Here is a 15,314-nt window from a genome sequence, read left to right as displayed (position 1 = left end):
TCAGGCTTCGGGGATGGCACGGCCGTAGGCCGCGAGGGTGACGTCGGCGGGCTCGGGGCCACCGCGCCGGCCGGTCTCCAGGGCGTCGAGGATCTTCAACTCGTCCGTGGAGAGGGCGAAGTCGAAGACGTCGATGTTCTCCGCGATGCGGTGGCGCTTGGTCGACTTGGGGATCACCGAGCGGCCCTGCTGGATGCCCCAGCGCAGCAGCACCTGAGCGGGACTCTTGCCGTGCGCCTCGGCGATCGCGGTGACGGACGGGTCCTCGAGGACGCTCCCGCGTTCCTCGCCCTGCCCGCGGTAGAAGGTGATGCCGCCGATGGGAGACCACGCCTGGTTGAGGATGCCGTGGTCGTTGTCGAAGTCGAGTACGGGGCGCTGCTGGAAGTACGGGTGGATCTCCAGCTGGTTGACGGCCGGGACCACGGAGGTCGCGTCGAGCAGCGCGGTCAGGTGGTCGACCATGAAGTTGCTGACGCCGATCGCCCGGACCCTGCCGTCGGCCAGGAGCCGCTCCAGGGCGCGGTAGGCGGCGAGGGTCCTGTCGAAGTCGGACGGCAGGGCCTGGTGCAGGATCAGCAGGTCGATCCGGTCGACGCCGAGCTTGGCGGCGCTCTTGTCGAAGCCGTGCAGGGTCTCTTCGTAGCCGTAGTCGCTGATCCAGATCTTCGTCTCGACGAAGATGTCGTCGCGGGGCACGCCGGACGCGCGGATGGCCTGGCCGACCTCGCGTTCGTTGCCGTACGCGGCGGCGGTGTCGATGTGCCGGTAGCCGAGGTCGAGCGCGGCCGTGACGGCGTCCCGGGTCTCGTCCGGCGGGGTCTGGAAGACACCGAGTCCGAGGGCGGGCATCTCGACGCCGTTGTTGAGGGTGAGGGTCTGCATCACAGGGACCTTTCGTGGGGGCGGGTACGTGCGGGGACGATGAGGGCGAGGGCGGCCGCGAGGGCCAGGACGAGCAGGACGGCGGATCCGGTCAGCGCGGAACCCGAGCGGGCCGCGATGTCGGCGGCCCCGTGACCGGTGGAGACGGAGGCGGCTGCGGCGGTCAGGATGCTCAGGCTCAACGCGCTGCCTATTTGGTGCACGGTGTTGACCAGGCCCGAGGCGGCGCCCGCGTCCGCGGGGTCGACGCCGTCCACGCCGCTGGACGTCAGCGGAGCCAGCGTCAGACCCTGGCCGGCGCCGATGAGCACCATGGGCAACCCCACTCCGGTCAGGTAGGGCGTGTGCGGGCCGAGGCGGCTGAGCCACACCATGCCCACCATGGTCAGGGCCAGCCCGGCGGTGAGCACCTGCGGCCTGCCGACCCGCTCCAGCAGCCGCGGCACCTGGACGGCGAAGACGAAGTTGACCAGCGTCATCGGCAGGAAGGCGAGACCGGCCTGCAGCGGCGTCCAGTGGTAGACGCTCTGCACGAACTGCGCGGTGAAGAAGAAGAACCCGATCATCGCGCCCATGTAGAGCATCCGGGTGATGTAGGCACCGCTCCGCTCCCGGCTCGCGAACAGCCGCAGCGGCACGATCGGCTGCGCGGCCCGCCGCTCCACCAGGACGAACAGCGCCAGCATCACCCCACCGGCCAGAAGTGGAACAACGGTGGCCCGAGCGGTCCAGCCGACGTCGGTGGCGTCCACGATGCCGAAGACCAGGGCGGTGGAGCCCGCAGTCGCCAGAAGCGCCCCGGCGACGTCGAAGCGGCCACCATGGCGCTCGGTCCCCGGCAGGAACCGCACCGCCAGCATCACCATCGCGATGCCGACCGGCACGTTGAGGAAGAACCCGGCCCGCCACGAGATCAGGTCGGCGGCCAGTCCGCCCACCACCAGGCCGAGTGCCGCGCCGAGCCCGGCCACCGCGCTGTAGGCGGCCATCGCCCGGTCACGGGCCCGGCCCTCGGCGAAGCTGCGGGTGAGCAGGGACAGGGCGGAAGGGGCCAGGACCGCGGCCCCGACGCCCTGCAGCGCCCGGGCTCCGATCAGCCACCACTGGGTCTGTGCGGCGCCGACCAGAAGCGAGGTCAGCGCGAAGACGACCAGGGAGAACAGGAACACCCTGCGGTGTCCGAACAGGTCACCGGCCCGGGCTCCCAGGAGCAGCAGGCCGCCGAAGACCAGGACGTAGGCGTTGGTGATCCAGGACAGGCCCGTCTCGGAGAATCCCATGTCGGAGCGGATCTGCGGCAGCCCTGTGAACACGATCGAGTTGTCGAGGATGACCATGAAGTAGCTGACGCAGATGATCGCGAGGATCAGCGTCGCCCGGGCCGGGGCGGCAGGGGCCGGCGCACGCACCGCCATGGACGGCGTGGACTCCGCCGTGGCGTCGTCGCCGGTCCCGTCGTACTTGAGCGCTGCGCGCACGGTGGTGTCCTTCGCTGCGGGGTGGGCCCGGTGTCGTACTCCCGGCCCTCGGTTCCGTCCAAGACAACCTCGGCCGGCCACCCGGGTGGGAGTCACTGGTCTTCCAGGTACCGGCAGTACCTCGCAGCTCGTCGCGGACGGACCTACGGTGAAGGTCAGGGCACGACCCGTCGTAGGTCGGGGCCGGACCGTCCCACCGGGACGCGATCAGACGGCGGCGGAGCGATTTCAGGGATCTGGACGATGGCAGACAGCGACAAGAAGAGCGTGGCCGCCGAGGTCCGCGAGTTCCTGAGCACCCGGCGTTCCCGCATCACCCCCGAGCAGGCCGGACTGCCGGTCTACGGCGGCAACCGGCGCGTCGCGGGCCTGCGCCGGGAGGAGGTCGCGCTGCTCGCGGGCATGAGCGTCGACTACTACGTCCGTCTGGAGCGCGGGAACCTCTCCGGCGCCTCGGACTCGGTACTGGAATCCCTCGCGCACGCGCTGCAACTGGACGAGGCCGAGCGCACCCACCTCTACGACCTCGCCCGCGCGGCGACACCGTCGGGCCGGCGCCCCGCGCTGACCGCGTCCCGCGTACGGCCCACGATCCTGCGCCTGCTCGACTCGATGACCGATGTGCCGGCCCATGTGCGCAACGCGCGCTTCGACATCCTGGCCACGAACGCGCTGGGGCGGGCGCTGTACGCACCCCTCTTCGACTCGCCGCTGTTCGCCCAGCGCGGCCCGGTCAACAGCGCCCGCTTCATGTTCCTGGACCCCGCGAGCAAGGACTTCTGGACCGACTGGGACAAGGGCGCCGACGACGCCGTCGCTTTCCTGCGCAACGAGACGGGCCGGGCACCCCACGACAAGGCACTGACCGACCTGATCGGCGAACTGACGACCAAGAGCGACGACTTCGCCCGCCGCTGGGCCCGCCACGACGTGAAGTTCCACCGCTCCGGCGTGAAGAACCTGCACCACCCGCTGGTCGGCGACCTCGCCCTGCCCTACGAGGCGATGGAACTGCCCTCCGCCCCCGGCCTCCGCCTCAACTTCTACTCGCCCGAACCCGGCTCCCCGGCGCAGGAAGCCCTGGGCCTCCTCGCCAGCTGGGCGAGCACCGGGCCCGTCGTCCCGACCGCGAACGACTGACCAGCACCCACGACCACTGAGCACACCCGAGGAGAACCACTTCATGCAGTACCGACCGCTCGGCCGCACCGGTGTCCAGGTCAGCCCGCTCTGCCTGGGGGCGATGATGTTCGGCCCCTGGGGCAACGAGGACGAGGCCGACTCGATCCGGATCATCCACCACGCCCTGGACGCGGGCATCAACTTCGTCGACACCGCCGACGTGTACTCCGCCGGCGCCTCGGAGGAGATCGTCGGCAAGGCCCTCAAGGGTCGCCGCGAGGACGTGTTCCTGGCGACCAAGTTCTTCATGCCGATGGACCAGGACGACCCCAATCAGCGGGGCGGCTCACGGCGCTGGATCATCCGCGAGGTGGAGAACTCCCTGCGCCGGCTCGACACCGACCACATCGACCTCTACCAGGTCCACCGCCCCAGCCCCGACACGGACCTCGCCGAGACCCTCGGCGCCCTCTCCGACCTCGTGCACCAGGGAAAGATCCGCTACATCGGCTCCTCGTCCTACTCCGGCTCCCAGATCGTCGAGGCCCAGTGGACCTCGCGCGAGCGGAACCTGGAGCGGTTCGTGACCGAGCAGCCGCCGTACTCGATCCTGGTCCGCGGCATCGAGGAGGACGTGCTGCCCACCGTGCGCCGCCACGGCATGGGCACCCTCACCTACAGCCCGCTCTCCGGCGGCTGGTTGTCGGGCCGCTACCGCAGGAACGCCATCGAAGGCCCCGCCTCCGCGGCCCGCCCCCAAGCCCGCTTCGACATGAGCACCCCGGCCAACCAGCGCAAGCTCGACGCCGTCGAACAGCTCGCGCTCCTGGCGGAGAAGGCGGGTCTCACCCTGATCGAGCTGGCCGTCGCCTTCGTCATCAACCACCCCGGCGTCACCTCGGCGATCATCGGCCCGCGCACCATGGACCAGCTGGCGGCGTTCCTTCCCGCCGCGCAGGTCACGCTGTCGTCCGACGTGCTCGATGCCGTGGACGAGATCGTCGCGCCCGGCGTCACGGTCAACCCGGTCGACAACAGCTACGGCGACTTCGAACTGCGCGCCGACCAGCGACGCCGCTGACGCACCCGGCACCGGCCGGTCGCGCCCGCCCGGCACCGACTCCACGCGACCGCGGGAGACGCCCGCTGGCGTCCTGACACACCGGCGGCAGAACTTCGCGGAACTCCTGGAGACGTCTCGCGATGCCGCGTCCCCCGGCCGAGGAGCGGTCGGGGGACGCCCGGATGCCGGCGCACGGCGGTGCCGTTCCTTGCCGTCGTCAGTCCTCGGCGACCAGTGCCGTCAGGTCGAGGAGGCGGTTGGTGTAACCCCACTCGTTGTCGTACCAGCCGAAGACCTTAGCCAGGGTGCCGTGCGCCTGGGTCAGGGCCGGGTCGAAGATGCACGAGGAGGGGTCACCGATGACATCGCGAGAGACGATCGGGGCCTTCGAGACGCGGAGAACGCCGTTGAGCGGACCCTCTGCGGCCTCGTCGAAGACCGCGTTGATCTCCTCGGTCGTCACCTCGCGCCGCAGCACCACCGCGAGGTCGGTGAGCGAGCCGTCCTCGACGGGCACACGCACCGCGATGCCGTCCAGGGCGCCGGCCAGCTCCGGCAGCACCAGGCCGACGGCACGCGCGGCGCCGGTGCTGGTCGGGATGATGCTCAGCGCCGCCGACCGGGCCCGGCGCAGGTCCTTGTGCGGACTGTCGAGCAGGGACTGGTCGTTGGTGTAACCGTGGATGGTGGTCATCATGCCGCGCTCGATGCCGAAGGCGTCGTGCAGCACCTTGACCATCGGGGCGACACAGTTGGTGGTGCAGGAGGCGGCCGAGACGATCCGGTCCTGCCCTCGGTCGTACGTCGAGTCGTTGACGCCCATCACGATGGTGGCGTCCGCGTTCTTGCCGGGCGCGGACAGCAGCACGGTGTGGGCGCCTGCCTTCAGGTGCAGCGCGGCGGAGTCCCGGTCGCGGAAGCGGCCCGTGGACTCTACGACGATGCTCACGCCGTAGTCCGACCAGTGCAGGGCGGCCGGGTCGCGTTCGGCGCTGACCGCGATCCGCGTGCCGTCGACGGTGATCGAGCTGTCGTCGTGGCTGACCTCGCGTCCGATCCGGCCGAACGTCGAGTCGTACTCCAGGAGATGGACGAGCGTGGCGGGCGAGGTGATGTCGTTGATCGCGACCACCTCGACGTCCTGGGTGCCCGCCTCGGCGCGGTCGAGTGCCGCGCGCAGGTAGGTGCGGCCTATCCGGCCGAAGCCGTTGATGCCGACGCGTACGGTCATGACGGCGAACTCCTTTGCGGAGCAGGGATGTTGTGGGGTGAGGTCAGGCGTTCCAGCTCCAGTCGGCGACTTCGGGCAGGTCGGTGCCGTGTTCGCGGATCCAGGCGTGGTGGCGGGTGCGGGCGTCGGCCATGGTCTGGCGTACGGCGGCGGCGCGTACGGCGAGGTGGGGGACGCGGTCGATGACGTCCATGACGAGGCGGTAGCGGTCGAGGTCGTTGCGGACGACCATGTCGAAGGGGGTGGTCGTGGTGCCGGATTCCTTGTAGCCGCGTACGTGCAGGTTGGCGTGGCCGGTGCGGCGGTAGGCGAGGCGGTGGATGAGCCACGGGTAGCCGTGGTACGCGAAGATCACCGGCTTGTCCTTCGTGAACAGGCCGTCGTACTCGAAGTCGCCCATTCCGTGCGGGTGTTCGTCGCGCGGCATGAGCCTCGTCATGTCGACGACGTTGACGACACGGACGGCGAGGTCGGGCAGGTGCCGGCGCAGCAACTGGGCGGCGGCCAGCACCTCCAGGGTCGGGACGTCACCGGCGCAGGCCAGCACGACGTCGGGTTCGCCGCCGTTCTCCGTGCCCGCCCACTCCCAGATCCCGGCGCCGCGCGCGCAGTGGGCGCGGGCCTGGTCGATGGAGAGCCAGTCGAAGCAGGGCTGCTTGCCGGCGACGACGACGTTGACGTAGTCGCGGCTGCGCAGGATGTGATCGGCCACGGAGAGAAGGGTGTTGGCGTCCGGCGGGAGGTAGACGCGGACGACCTCGGGGCTCTTGTTGAGGACGTGGTCGACGAAGCCGGGGTCCTGGTGCGAGAAGCCGTTGTGGTCCTGGCGCCAGACATGCGACGTCAGAAGGTAGTTGAGGGAGGCGATGGGGGCCCGCCACGCCAGCTCTCTCGATGTCTTGAGCCGGTACCGATGGGGCACCCCACGGACCCGGTTCGGCCCAAGCGGCGCCATGTTCCCGACCGACACCTTCACAAGGACGACCACGACAAGGAGATGCGGACCCATGGGCAGGAGCCGGCATCTGAAGAAGCGGCTGTGGCGGTGGCGGAGCAATCCGCTGCGCCGACACGACGACATCGTCGAGGCCTGGATCGTCCTGGTCATGTGGGCGGTCGTCGCGGTGGGCGGCACGATCGCCGGCCTGGTGACGTCCCACGCCGCCGACGAGGTGTTCGCCGCGCAGCGCACCGAACGGCACGCCGTGCGGGGGGTGCTCCTCGCGGACACCCCGTCTCCTGCCTCGGGGGGCGGAGCCCGCGACCTGGTCAAGACGAGGGTCCGCTGGACGACCGCCGACGGCACCCGCCGTACGGGCAGTGCGCTGGTGAGGACGGGGAAGAACGCCGGATCCGGGATCGTGGTCTGGGTGAACACCGCGGGCGACCTCACCGTCGAACCGCCGAGCGCGACCGAGGCAACTCTTGAGTCCGACGTCCTGGGTCTGACCGCCGCGCTCGCCCTCGCCGGCCTGGCGTTCGGCACGGGTGCCGTCGCCCGGTACCGGCTGGACCGGCGCCGTATCGACTCCTGGGATACGGAGTGGAGCGTGGTGGGGCCGAGTTGGGGTCGCAAGACCAGCTGACGCCCGGCACGCGGCACTCACCGGCAGTGACCCGCTCCTCCTCGGCTACCGTGCGCCGAGTACGAGGAGGAGCGCGCGATGAGCACGGAGACAGACCCGGCGGGCACGGGTGGGATGAAACGGCGTCTGGGCCTGTCCGACGCCGTGGTGATCGGCCTGGGCTCGATGATCGGAGCCGGGATCTTCGCGTCCCTCGGCCCGGCGGCCGACGCCGCCGGTTCCGGACTGCTGCTCGCTCTGGCCCTGGCCGCCGTCGTCGCCTACTGCAACGCGACGTCCTCGGCACGTCTCGCCGCCCGCTACCCCCGCTCCGGCGGCACCTACGTCTACGGCCGTGAACGCCTGGGCGACTTCTGGGGCTACCTGGCCGGCTGGGCGTTCGTCGTCGGCAAGACGGCCTCCTGCGCGGCCATGGCCCTCACGGTCGGCGCCTACCTCTGGCCCGGCCAGACCCACGCGGTGGCCGTGGCCGCCGTAGTGGCGCTGACCGCGGTGAACTACACCGGCGTGCAGAAGTCCGCGCTCCTCACCCGCGCGATCGTCGCCGTCGTCCTGGCCGTACTCGCCGCCGTGATCGTCACCGCCCTGGCCTCCACCCACGCGGACACCGCGCGGCTGGCCATCGGCTCGGACACCACCGTCGGCGGCCTGCTCCGGGCCGCGGGCCTGCTCTTCTTCGCCTTCGCCGGCTACGCCCGTATCGCCACCCTCGGCGAGGAGGTCCGCGACCCCGCCCGCACCATCCCGCGCGCGATTCCGATCGCGCTCGGGATCACCCTCGCCGTCTACGCCCTCGTCGCGGTCGCCGTGCTGACGCTGCTGGGCCCGCGCGGGCTGGCGGACGCCACCGCCCCGCTCTCGGACGCCGCGCGCGCCGCGGGGGCCGACCGGCTGGTGCCGGCCGTTCGCATCGGCGGCGCCGTCGCCGCGCTCGGCTCACTGCTCGCGCTCATCCTCGGAGTCTCACGCACCACCCTCGCGATGGCCCGGGACCGGCACCTGCCGCACGCCCTGGCCGCCGTCCACCCCCGCTTCGGTGTCCCCCACCGCGCCGAACTCGCGGTCGGCGCGGTGGTCACCGTCCTCGCCGCGACCACGGACGTACGCGGTGCGATCGGGTTCTCCTCCTTCGGCGTCCTGGTCTACTACGCCGTCGCCAACGCCTCCGCCTGGACCCTCACCGAGGAAGAAGGCCGGCCGAACCGCCTCGTCCCCGTCATCGGCCTGGCCGGCTGCGCGGCCCTCGCCTTCGCCTTGCCCGCGAGCACCGTCGTCTCCGGCGGCGCGGTCCTCGTCCTCGGGGCTGGGTTCTACGGTCTGCGCCGGGTCACGACGGCAACGGGCAACCGCCCGTAGGTGTGGATCCCGTGACGTGCGATGCAGGTGGTCATCCTTCGTCGTAGCAGAGGCAGAAGGGGTGGCCGGCGGGGTCGAAGAGCACTCGGACGTTCGCCTGCGGCTGGGACTCCGCGACCGTGGCACCCAGGGCGACCGCCTCGGCGACCGCCGAGTCCAGGTCGCCCACCTGGAAGTCGAAGTGCATCATCGGGCGCTGCTCCCCGTCGGCCGGAGGCCAGACCGGGGCCCGATAGTCGTCCGCCTGCTGGAACACGAAGAAAGGCCCTTGCGGTGAGGCGGCGACGATGGCCGTTCCCGGCTCCTCGTGTCCGATGTGCCAGCCGAGCAGTTCGGCGTAGAACCTCGCCAGGCCGCTGGGGTCCGGCGCCTCGATCGCCGTTCCCCACCACATGCCATCAGTCCGGGACTTCATTCCCGCAGCCTGCCGTACGCCCACCTGTCTGTCGCGCGTGAGGCGTGATCGGGCAGCGGTGGTTTCATGTCGCTCGACGAGGGCGCCGGGGCCTGTGAACCGACGACCGCGGGTTCAACGGACGGCGCCGGTACCAGCGGCCGAGCACGGCGTACACGCGGTCCCCGGAGCCCGTTCTCCGTGACCGCCGCGGCGATCACGGCCTCGCCCAGCATCGACTTCACCGGATACCGGTACAGCGCTGTCACAGTCCCCATGAATCAATGATCGCCGAACCTACTGCCGTCAGAGAGTGAGCAGTTCCTCGTAGAAACCGCCGAACTCCCGCTCCCGGTCGATGAGATGGACCTCCAGGATCCAGTGGCAGGTACGGCCGGTCCTGTCGGTGCGGCGCATGGGGGTGTCGTTCTCGGGGGTGACGTACGACTCGACGTGCGCGCCCTCGATCGTCTCGTGCGGAAACTCGCCGACCAGGTGCCCGGCGTGCCAACCACCCAGCTCCCAACCGGCCTTGTCGGCGCGGCGGGCGACCTCGGTGTGCAGGCGGGCGCCGGTGACGTCCGGGGTGTTCTCGAAGAAGCGCCGGCCGGCCGCGAACACCTTGGGCAGGTCCTCGCGCAGCCGGTGCTTGACCGGGTCGTCGCCCAGGACGAAGGTCCGGCCGAAGTCGGCCTCGTACTCCTCGAAGATCGGCCCGAAGTCGGCGAACACGATGTCGTCCGCGCCGATCACCCGGTCCGGCGGGTTCTCCTTGTACGGCGCGAGCGTGTTCGGCCCCGAGCGCACGATCCGCTTGTGCCAGTGCCGGGTCGTACCGAACAACTCGTTCGCGAGGTCGCGAACCCGGTCGCTGACGGCCCGCTCTCCCTCACCGGGCGCCACGAGCCCACGCTCCTCGACCTCCGAGAAGAGCAGCGCGGCCTTGGCCTGGGCATCGAGCAGGCGTGCGGCCCGCGTGGGTTCGTCATCAGCCATGGGGCGAACCTAGCCAGCTAGATCGTTGTCGGCAATGTGATTCTCCACGGCGGGCTCGCTCCACTCGTATCTGCCAGCTGATTTCCCTCAACGTCCCGGCATGCGCGCATCCCGTCGGCAGAACAGCCGGATACCGATGGTCACCGTCGCTGTTCACTGGTTCCTCGGATTTGCGAGGACGAAGCAAACTCGCAGGTGGCGGATGCGACGGGGTCTGTGACGGGCGCGGCGGGAGCGGCTAGCTTGTGGACGCACAGCCGGTGATAAATCCGGCAATCCAGACCTTCCCTCTTCTCTGTGAGGCGTTCCGTCATGAGCTTGAGCATCCGCAACCAGATTCCCGGCACCGTCGCGGCCGTCACGCCCGGCGCGGTGATGGCGACCGTGAAGGTGCGCCTCGACGGCGGCCAGGACCTCACCGCGGCGATCACGCTGGAGGCCGTGAAGGACCTGGGACTCGCCGAGGGCACGGCCGTGCGCGCCATGATGAAGTCGACCGAGGTGGCGCTCGCCACGAGCCGGGTGGAAGGGGTGTCCATCCGCAACCAGCTGCCGGGCACGGTCAGCGATGTCGCCACCGGCGGGGCGATGGCCGTCGTCAAGGTCACGGTCGACGGGGGCGAACTGACCGCGGCGATCACGAAGGACGCGGTCGGCGACCTGGGTCTGCGGACCGGTTCGCCGGTCGTCGCGCTGATCAAGTCGACCGAGGTGTCCCTGGCGACCGTCTGACGCGGGAACTCCACGGTCGGGCGACGCGCTCACGCGCACCGGGACCCGGCGTGGGTCCCGTCGCGCGTGAGCGCCTACGCTGCTCGGGGAAGGTACCCGTAACCAGGAGACCAGCGGAGAAGGGGCGTCACCCGTGGCAGGCGACCGACACAGCACGGCCGAGGCCGCCGCCGACGCGTCCCGTCCCGTGCCGCCCGGCCAGCGTCATGTGCACGGCTGGCCGGTCTCGCACTACGGGCCCGTCCCCCGTTTCCGTCCCGAGCGGTGGAATCTGCGCGTCCATGGCGCCACGGCCGACGGTGCCGAGCGCCTCTGGACGTTCGACGAGCTCGCGCCACTGCCGCATGTCACGGTCGTCGCCGATCTGCACTGCGCGTCCGGCCCGACCTCCACCGACCACGAGTGGTACGGCATCCCGGCCGCCACCGTCCTGGACCTGGTGCCGCCCGCGCCGGAGGTCACGCACGTCATGGCCTGGGCGGAGTACGGCTACTCCACGAACCTCCGCCTCGCCGACTTCACGGCCGCGCAGACCCTGCTGGCGACCCACCACGACGGCGAGCCCCTCACCGCCGAACACGGCTTCCCGCTGCGGCTGGTGGTGCCGCATCTGTACGGCTACAAGAGCCCCAAGTGGCTGCGCGCCATCGAGTACCTCACCGAGGACCGGCGCGGGTTCTGGGAGGAGCGCGGCTACCACAACATCGCCGACCCGTGGAAAGAGCAGCGCTACTCCTACCAGGAGCAGGACGGCGACGAGGCGCAGCCGCCCGGCCGTTAGGCCGAAACCCGCCACGCGACCCGGCAGGCACGGCACGTAGCCTCGTCCGCATGGTTACGCATCGTTTTGTCGACGTGAACGGCATCCGTCTGCACATCGCCGAGCAGGGCGAAGGCCCCCTGGTGATCCTCCTGCACGGCTTCCCGGAGTCATGGCACTCCTGGCACCACCAGATCGGCGCGCTGGCCGACGCGGGTTTCCATGTGGTCGCCCCCGACCAGCGGGGATACGGCAGCAGTGACCACCCGGACGAGGTCGACGCGTACACCATCTTCCACCTGGTCGGCGATGTCGTCGGTCTGATCCAGGAGTTGGGCGAGGAGAAGGCGTACGTCGTCGGGCACGACTGGGGCGCGCCGGTCGCGTGGCACACCGCGCTGCTGCGGCCGGACCTGGTGCTCGGGGTGGCCGGGCTGAGCGTGCCGCCGCCGTACCGGGGGACGCAGCGTCCGCTGGCGATGATGCAGGAGATCTTCCAGGGCCGTTTCTACTGGAACTACTTCGACCAACCGGGCGTCGCCGACGCCGAGTTCGCGAGGGACACCCGCACCACGCTCCGCAAGTTCCTCTACTCAGCCTCCGCCTCGGCCTCCCCCTCCGGCGAGATCATGCAGCCGCTGGTCGACCCCGAGAAGGGCTGGCTCGCCGCCATGGAGGACCCCGAGGTACTTCCGGAGTGGCTCACCGAGGAGGATCTCGACACCCTGACCGAGAGCTTCTCCAAGGGCTTCACCGGCGCCCTGAACTGGTACCGCAACCTCGACCGCAACTGGGACCTGACCGCGCCCTGGAACAACGCCGTCATCACCCGCCCCGCCCTGTACATCTTCGGCGACCGCGACCTCGTCCCTGCCTTCCCCGGCGCGCGCGACATCATCGCCCAGCTCCCGAACTTCATGCCCAGCCTGGTGCGCCCGCCCATCGAGCTGTCCGGCTGCGGCCACTGGACCCAGCAGGAACGCCCCGCCGAGGTGAACGCGGCGCTCATCGACTTCCTCACGACCTGCGAGCGCGACGCCGGCGGCGGGGCCTGACCGATCGTGGTCGTCCGAGCCAAGTGACCTGACCGGTAGGTCGGGCGGGGAAACCCGCTCGACCCGGTCAGCTCCGCGAGGAGATCCTTCGGGCATGGAGTTCCTCTGCTACCACCGCGACCGGCCCGGTTCCCTCGCCCTGCGCGACGAACTGGTGGAACGGCACTGGTCCTACATGGACCAGTACGCCAAGGAGATGATCGCCCGGGGTCCGACGCTCGCCGACGACGGTGACACCCCCACCGGCAGCGTGCACATCCTCGACCTGCCCGATCCGGCCGCCGCCCGCGCGTTCGCCTTCGACGAGCCGAACCACCAGGCCGGCGTGTACCGCGACGTACTGCTGCGCCGGTGGCGCAACACGCTGGGCCGCACCATGTGGGACTTCCCCGGCGGCCGGACCGGCGGCAACCGCTATCTGGTGCTCGGCTTCGGCGCCGGGCAGGCCGTGGACCTGGCGGTGCCGCCCGGCTGGGACGACGAACTGATCGCGTACGGGCCCCTGTTGTCCGACGACGGCGCAGCCTGGCTGGGCACGGCGGCGTTGCTCCGGGCACCGGACCCGGAGACGGCGCGCGCCGTGCTGACCCGGCACCGGTACGCCGACATCGAGGTGCACGACTGGCAGTTCGGCGGGCGTCCGGCCTGAGCCGCTGGACACCACCGCCCTTGCCGCATTCCGTCAGCTCGTCGACTGACGCCTCGGTCGTCGGAGTTCGCGCCTACGGTGTCCGGGGTCGGGCAAGTCCGCCTGCCGACAGGAGTTCGTCCCACGTCTCCAGCGCCGTGGCCTCGGCGTCCGGCGCACCCAGCAGTCGGGCGCCCGCGGCGGCCATGGCAGTGCCGTGCGTGGCCCAGGTGTCGAGGTGTCCCTGGAGAACCGCCCGGTTTCCCGGGTCCGCGTCGGTCAGGAACTTCAGGAGGGCCCGGGTCCAGCGGGCCGCGCGGTGGGCGTCGCGGCCCAGGTCGTCGGTGATGAGGGAGTCGAGGGGGATGCCGACGGTGTCGAGGCGGCGGGCCAGGCCGTGCAGGAGGACGGCGTCGGCGACCGGTTTGACCACGAGCTGGAAGGAGACCAGGGCGACGTCCCAGTCGTAGGCGACCAATGCTTCCTCGGTGGCCCGGCGGAACGGTTGCCAGTCCGGTTGGTGTTCCCAGGTCGTGCGTTCGGCGAGGCCGAAGGCGCGGTCGGGGTGGGTGCGGGCGAGCTGGGTGGTGCGGTAGGCGAGGAGCTGGACGCGGCGGAGCTGGTCGGCGGTCTGGAAGGCGGCGCAGGTGGCGACGTAGCTGCCGGGGGCGAGTTGCTGGAGGTAGGCGGAGAGCATCTGCTGGCCGTGGACGAGATAGCGGGCCGGGGTCACGGCCAGTGCCAGCAGGTCGAGTTGACGGGCCGTCAGGCGTTCGTCGTGCTGTTCCTCGTCGAAGCGTTCGAGCAGGCCCTCGACATACGTCTCGCGGTCGTCCTGCGCCGCGACATAGCTGCCGTACGTCACCCGGTCGGGATCGCGGAAGGCGTCCCAGTCGGGCACGGTCAGGGCCATGCCGTCGCGGTGCTCGCGCAGCCAGCGGTTGCCGTGCGCCTCGGGCGGGAGTTCCAGCGGGGTGGCGCCCATGGTGTGGTTCATGCCGTGGGTGAGGACCTCGTACTCGCCGGGACGGCGGCCCAGGTCGCCGAAGGCGCTCCAGGTGCGCAGGCGGGTCGCGCGCTGCCGGTCACGCTGCTGTGCCATGGCTTCTCCAGACCTCGTCACTCGCTGTTGAACCACATGTATTCCTGCGACCGGGAGCGCATCCGCCCCTTGAAGGAGGGCATCTCGATCTCCAGGGCGGAGAGTTGGAAGCTCCCGCCGAGGTGTTCCTCCAGGCTGCGCCGGGTCAGCCGGCACTCGTGCGGGGTGTGGACGCGGACGTAGTCGTCGCGGTCCACGACGTACACGTCCCGGTCGGGGTTGTCGTCGGACACCGCCTCGATGACGGCGTCCGCGAGCGGTCCGGAACGCAGCACCGGGCCGACGAGGACGGGGTCGAGCGGGGCGTCGCCGTCGAGTTCGTAGACGGTCATGGGGTGGGTGCCTGCCTTTCGTCGGACGGGCGGCGGCTGACGTACACCTGGCCGTCGGCGATGCGGGTGCCGTGGCGGACGAGGCAGGAGCCGCGCGGGTTGACGCCCCGGCCGGTGCGCACGTCGAACTCCCAGAGGTGGAAGGCGCAGGTCAGGACGGTGCCGTCGAGATCGCCCTCGGCGAGGGACTGCCGTTGGTGCGGGCAGGTGTCCTGGTAGGAGAGGTAGTCGCCCTCGACGCGGATCAGCAGGATCTCCGTGCCGTCGACCGCGAAGGGCTCCATCTCGCCGTCCCACAGGGCGTCTTGAGGAGCCACCGGCACATAGTCGGGGGCCTCCTCAGTCACGGAATCGCACGTCCAGCCATTGCAGGGGCAGCAGGGACAGTTCGCCGAGTGTCACCGACGGGTCGATCTTCCGGTCGTCGAGATACACGTCGTACGACGGGACGCCGGGCGGAGCCGCCACCCGTCGCCCGACGCTGTGCACGGCCACCTTCTGGGCGACGGTGTCCATGGTGTCGTCGGTGTCGACGGCCACCAGGTGCGGGATGAAGTCGCCGACCAGTCTGCCGACGATGGGGAACAGTGCCAT

Annotated in this window: 18 protein-coding genes and 1 pseudogene; 8 read left to right on the top strand and 11 right to left on the bottom strand. The window is 70.6% G+C overall.

Features of this window, described 5'->3' with window-relative positions; genetic code table 11:
* Together R2B38_RS42800 and R2B38_RS42795 are read right to left on the bottom strand one after the other, a co-directional pair.
* A complete protein-coding gene (locus R2B38_RS42800) occupies positions 1-885 on the bottom strand; it encodes an aldo/keto reductase (protein ID WP_318021199.1) in 885 nt (294 codons plus the stop codon).
* A complete protein-coding gene (locus R2B38_RS42795) occupies positions 885-2,363 on the bottom strand; it encodes an MFS transporter (RefSeq protein WP_318021198.1) in 1,479 nt (492 codons plus the stop codon). Before R2B38_RS42795 ends, R2B38_RS42800 begins: the two co-directional genes overlap by 1 nt.
* 243 nt (positions 2,364-2,606) lie before the next feature.
* On the opposite strand from R2B38_RS42795, the gene R2B38_RS42790 reads away from it, so the two are divergent.
* On the top strand, positions 2,607-3,503 hold the full coding sequence (locus tag R2B38_RS42790) for a helix-turn-helix transcriptional regulator (protein ID WP_318021197.1): 897 nt from the start codon (positions 2,607-2,609) through the stop codon (positions 3,501-3,503).
* A 43-nt stretch (positions 3,504-3,546) separates the two neighbouring features.
* A complete protein-coding gene (locus R2B38_RS42785) occupies positions 3,547-4,566 on the top strand; it encodes an aldo/keto reductase (protein ID WP_318021196.1) in 1,020 nt (339 codons plus the stop codon).
* Between the two features lie 199 nt (positions 4,567-4,765).
* Here R2B38_RS42785 and gap read toward each other — a convergent pair whose 3' ends face one another.
* Both gap and R2B38_RS42775 read right to left on the bottom strand, forming a co-directional pair.
* The gene (gene gap / locus R2B38_RS42780) at positions 4,766-5,779 is read right to left on the bottom strand and encodes a type I glyceraldehyde-3-phosphate dehydrogenase (protein ID WP_318021195.1); all 1,014 of its coding nucleotides are present in this window, start codon (positions 5,777-5,779) and stop codon (positions 4,766-4,768) included.
* 43 nt (positions 5,780-5,822) lie between these two features.
* Positions 5,823-6,683, bottom strand: a pseudogene (locus R2B38_RS42775) (phosphoketolase); the annotation flags it as partial.
* A gap of 103 nt (positions 6,684-6,786) precedes the next feature.
* On the opposite strand from R2B38_RS42775, the gene R2B38_RS42770 reads away from it, so the two are divergent.
* Entirely contained in the window at positions 6,787-7,365 is a 579-nt protein-coding gene (locus tag R2B38_RS42770; RefSeq protein WP_318021194.1) for a hypothetical protein, read from the top strand.
* 78 nt (positions 7,366-7,443) lie between these two features.
* Entirely contained in the window at positions 7,444-8,721 is a 1,278-nt protein-coding gene (locus R2B38_RS42765; RefSeq protein WP_318021193.1) for an APC family permease, read from the top strand.
* 31 nt (positions 8,722-8,752) lie between these two features.
* On the opposite strand, the gene R2B38_RS42760 is transcribed toward R2B38_RS42765, so the two are convergent.
* Genes R2B38_RS42760 through R2B38_RS42750 form a run of 3 tightly spaced genes read right to left on the bottom strand, consistent with a single transcriptional unit; the run spans position 8,753 to position 10,111 of the window.
* Positions 8,753-9,136, bottom strand: a complete 384-nt coding sequence (locus tag R2B38_RS42760; protein WP_318021192.1) for a VOC family protein — start codon at positions 9,134-9,136, stop codon at positions 8,753-8,755.
* Positions 9,133-9,393 (bottom strand): hypothetical protein, encoded by a 261-nt coding sequence (locus tag R2B38_RS42755; RefSeq protein WP_318021191.1) that lies wholly within the window; start codon positions 9,391-9,393, stop codon positions 9,133-9,135. The genes R2B38_RS42760 and R2B38_RS42755 overlap by 4 nt, the downstream gene beginning before the upstream one ends.
* Positions 9,394-9,421: 28 nt before the next feature.
* A complete protein-coding gene (locus R2B38_RS42750) occupies positions 9,422-10,111 on the bottom strand; it encodes a M24 family metallopeptidase (protein WP_318021190.1) in 690 nt (229 codons plus the stop codon).
* A gap of 312 nt (positions 10,112-10,423) precedes the next feature.
* Between R2B38_RS42750 and R2B38_RS42745 the strand changes: the two genes are divergently transcribed.
* The 4 genes from R2B38_RS42745 to R2B38_RS42730 all read left to right on the top strand — a co-directional run bounded on the left by R2B38_RS42745 (position 10,424) and on the right by R2B38_RS42730 (position 13,307).
* Positions 10,424-10,843, top strand: a complete 420-nt coding sequence (locus R2B38_RS42745; protein ID WP_318021189.1) for a molybdopterin-binding protein — start codon at positions 10,424-10,426, stop codon at positions 10,841-10,843.
* Positions 10,844-10,976: 133 nt separating this feature from the next.
* Positions 10,977-11,624, top strand: coding sequence for a molybdopterin-dependent oxidoreductase (locus R2B38_RS42740; protein WP_318021188.1), 648 nt, complete (start codon positions 10,977-10,979; stop codon positions 11,622-11,624).
* Positions 11,625-11,674: 50 nt separating this feature from the next.
* Complete coding sequence (locus tag R2B38_RS42735; protein ID WP_318021187.1) at positions 11,675-12,658, top strand: alpha/beta hydrolase; 984 nt, start codon at positions 11,675-11,677, stop codon at positions 12,656-12,658.
* 94 nt (positions 12,659-12,752) lie between these two features.
* Positions 12,753-13,307, top strand: a complete 555-nt coding sequence (locus tag R2B38_RS42730; protein ID WP_318021186.1) for a YciI family protein — start codon at positions 12,753-12,755, stop codon at positions 13,305-13,307.
* 73 nt (positions 13,308-13,380) lie between these two features.
* Here the strand turns inward: R2B38_RS42730 and R2B38_RS42725 are convergent, their stop codons facing one another.
* The 4 genes from R2B38_RS42725 to R2B38_RS42710 are packed head-to-tail and all read right to left on the bottom strand — an operon-like array spanning position 13,381 to position 15,314.
* Positions 13,381-14,388 carry a toluene hydroxylase gene (locus R2B38_RS42725; RefSeq protein WP_318021185.1) on the bottom strand — a complete coding sequence of 336 codons (1,008 nt, stop codon included), beginning with the start codon at positions 14,386-14,388 and terminating at the stop codon, positions 13,381-13,383.
* A gap of 17 nt (positions 14,389-14,405) precedes the next feature.
* Positions 14,406-14,720, bottom strand: a complete 315-nt coding sequence (locus R2B38_RS42720; protein ID WP_318021184.1) for an MmoB/DmpM family protein — start codon at positions 14,718-14,720, stop codon at positions 14,406-14,408.
* Entirely contained in the window at positions 14,717-15,067 is a 351-nt protein-coding gene (locus tag R2B38_RS42715) for a Rieske 2Fe-2S domain-containing protein (protein ID WP_318021183.1), read from the bottom strand. The genes R2B38_RS42720 and R2B38_RS42715 overlap by 4 nt, the downstream gene beginning before the upstream one ends.
* Complete coding sequence (locus R2B38_RS42710) at positions 15,060-15,314, bottom strand: toluene-4-monooxygenase system B family protein (RefSeq protein WP_318021182.1); 255 nt, start codon at positions 15,312-15,314, stop codon at positions 15,060-15,062. The genes R2B38_RS42715 and R2B38_RS42710 overlap by 8 nt, the downstream gene beginning before the upstream one ends.

The sequence above is a fragment of the Streptomyces sp. N50 genome (genome assembly GCF_033335955.1).
GTDB lineage: Bacteria > Actinomycetota > Actinomycetes > Streptomycetales > Streptomycetaceae > Streptomyces.
The sequence above is the reverse complement of the archived record's forward strand: the minus strand, read 5'-3'. Positions and strand labels throughout refer to the sequence as shown.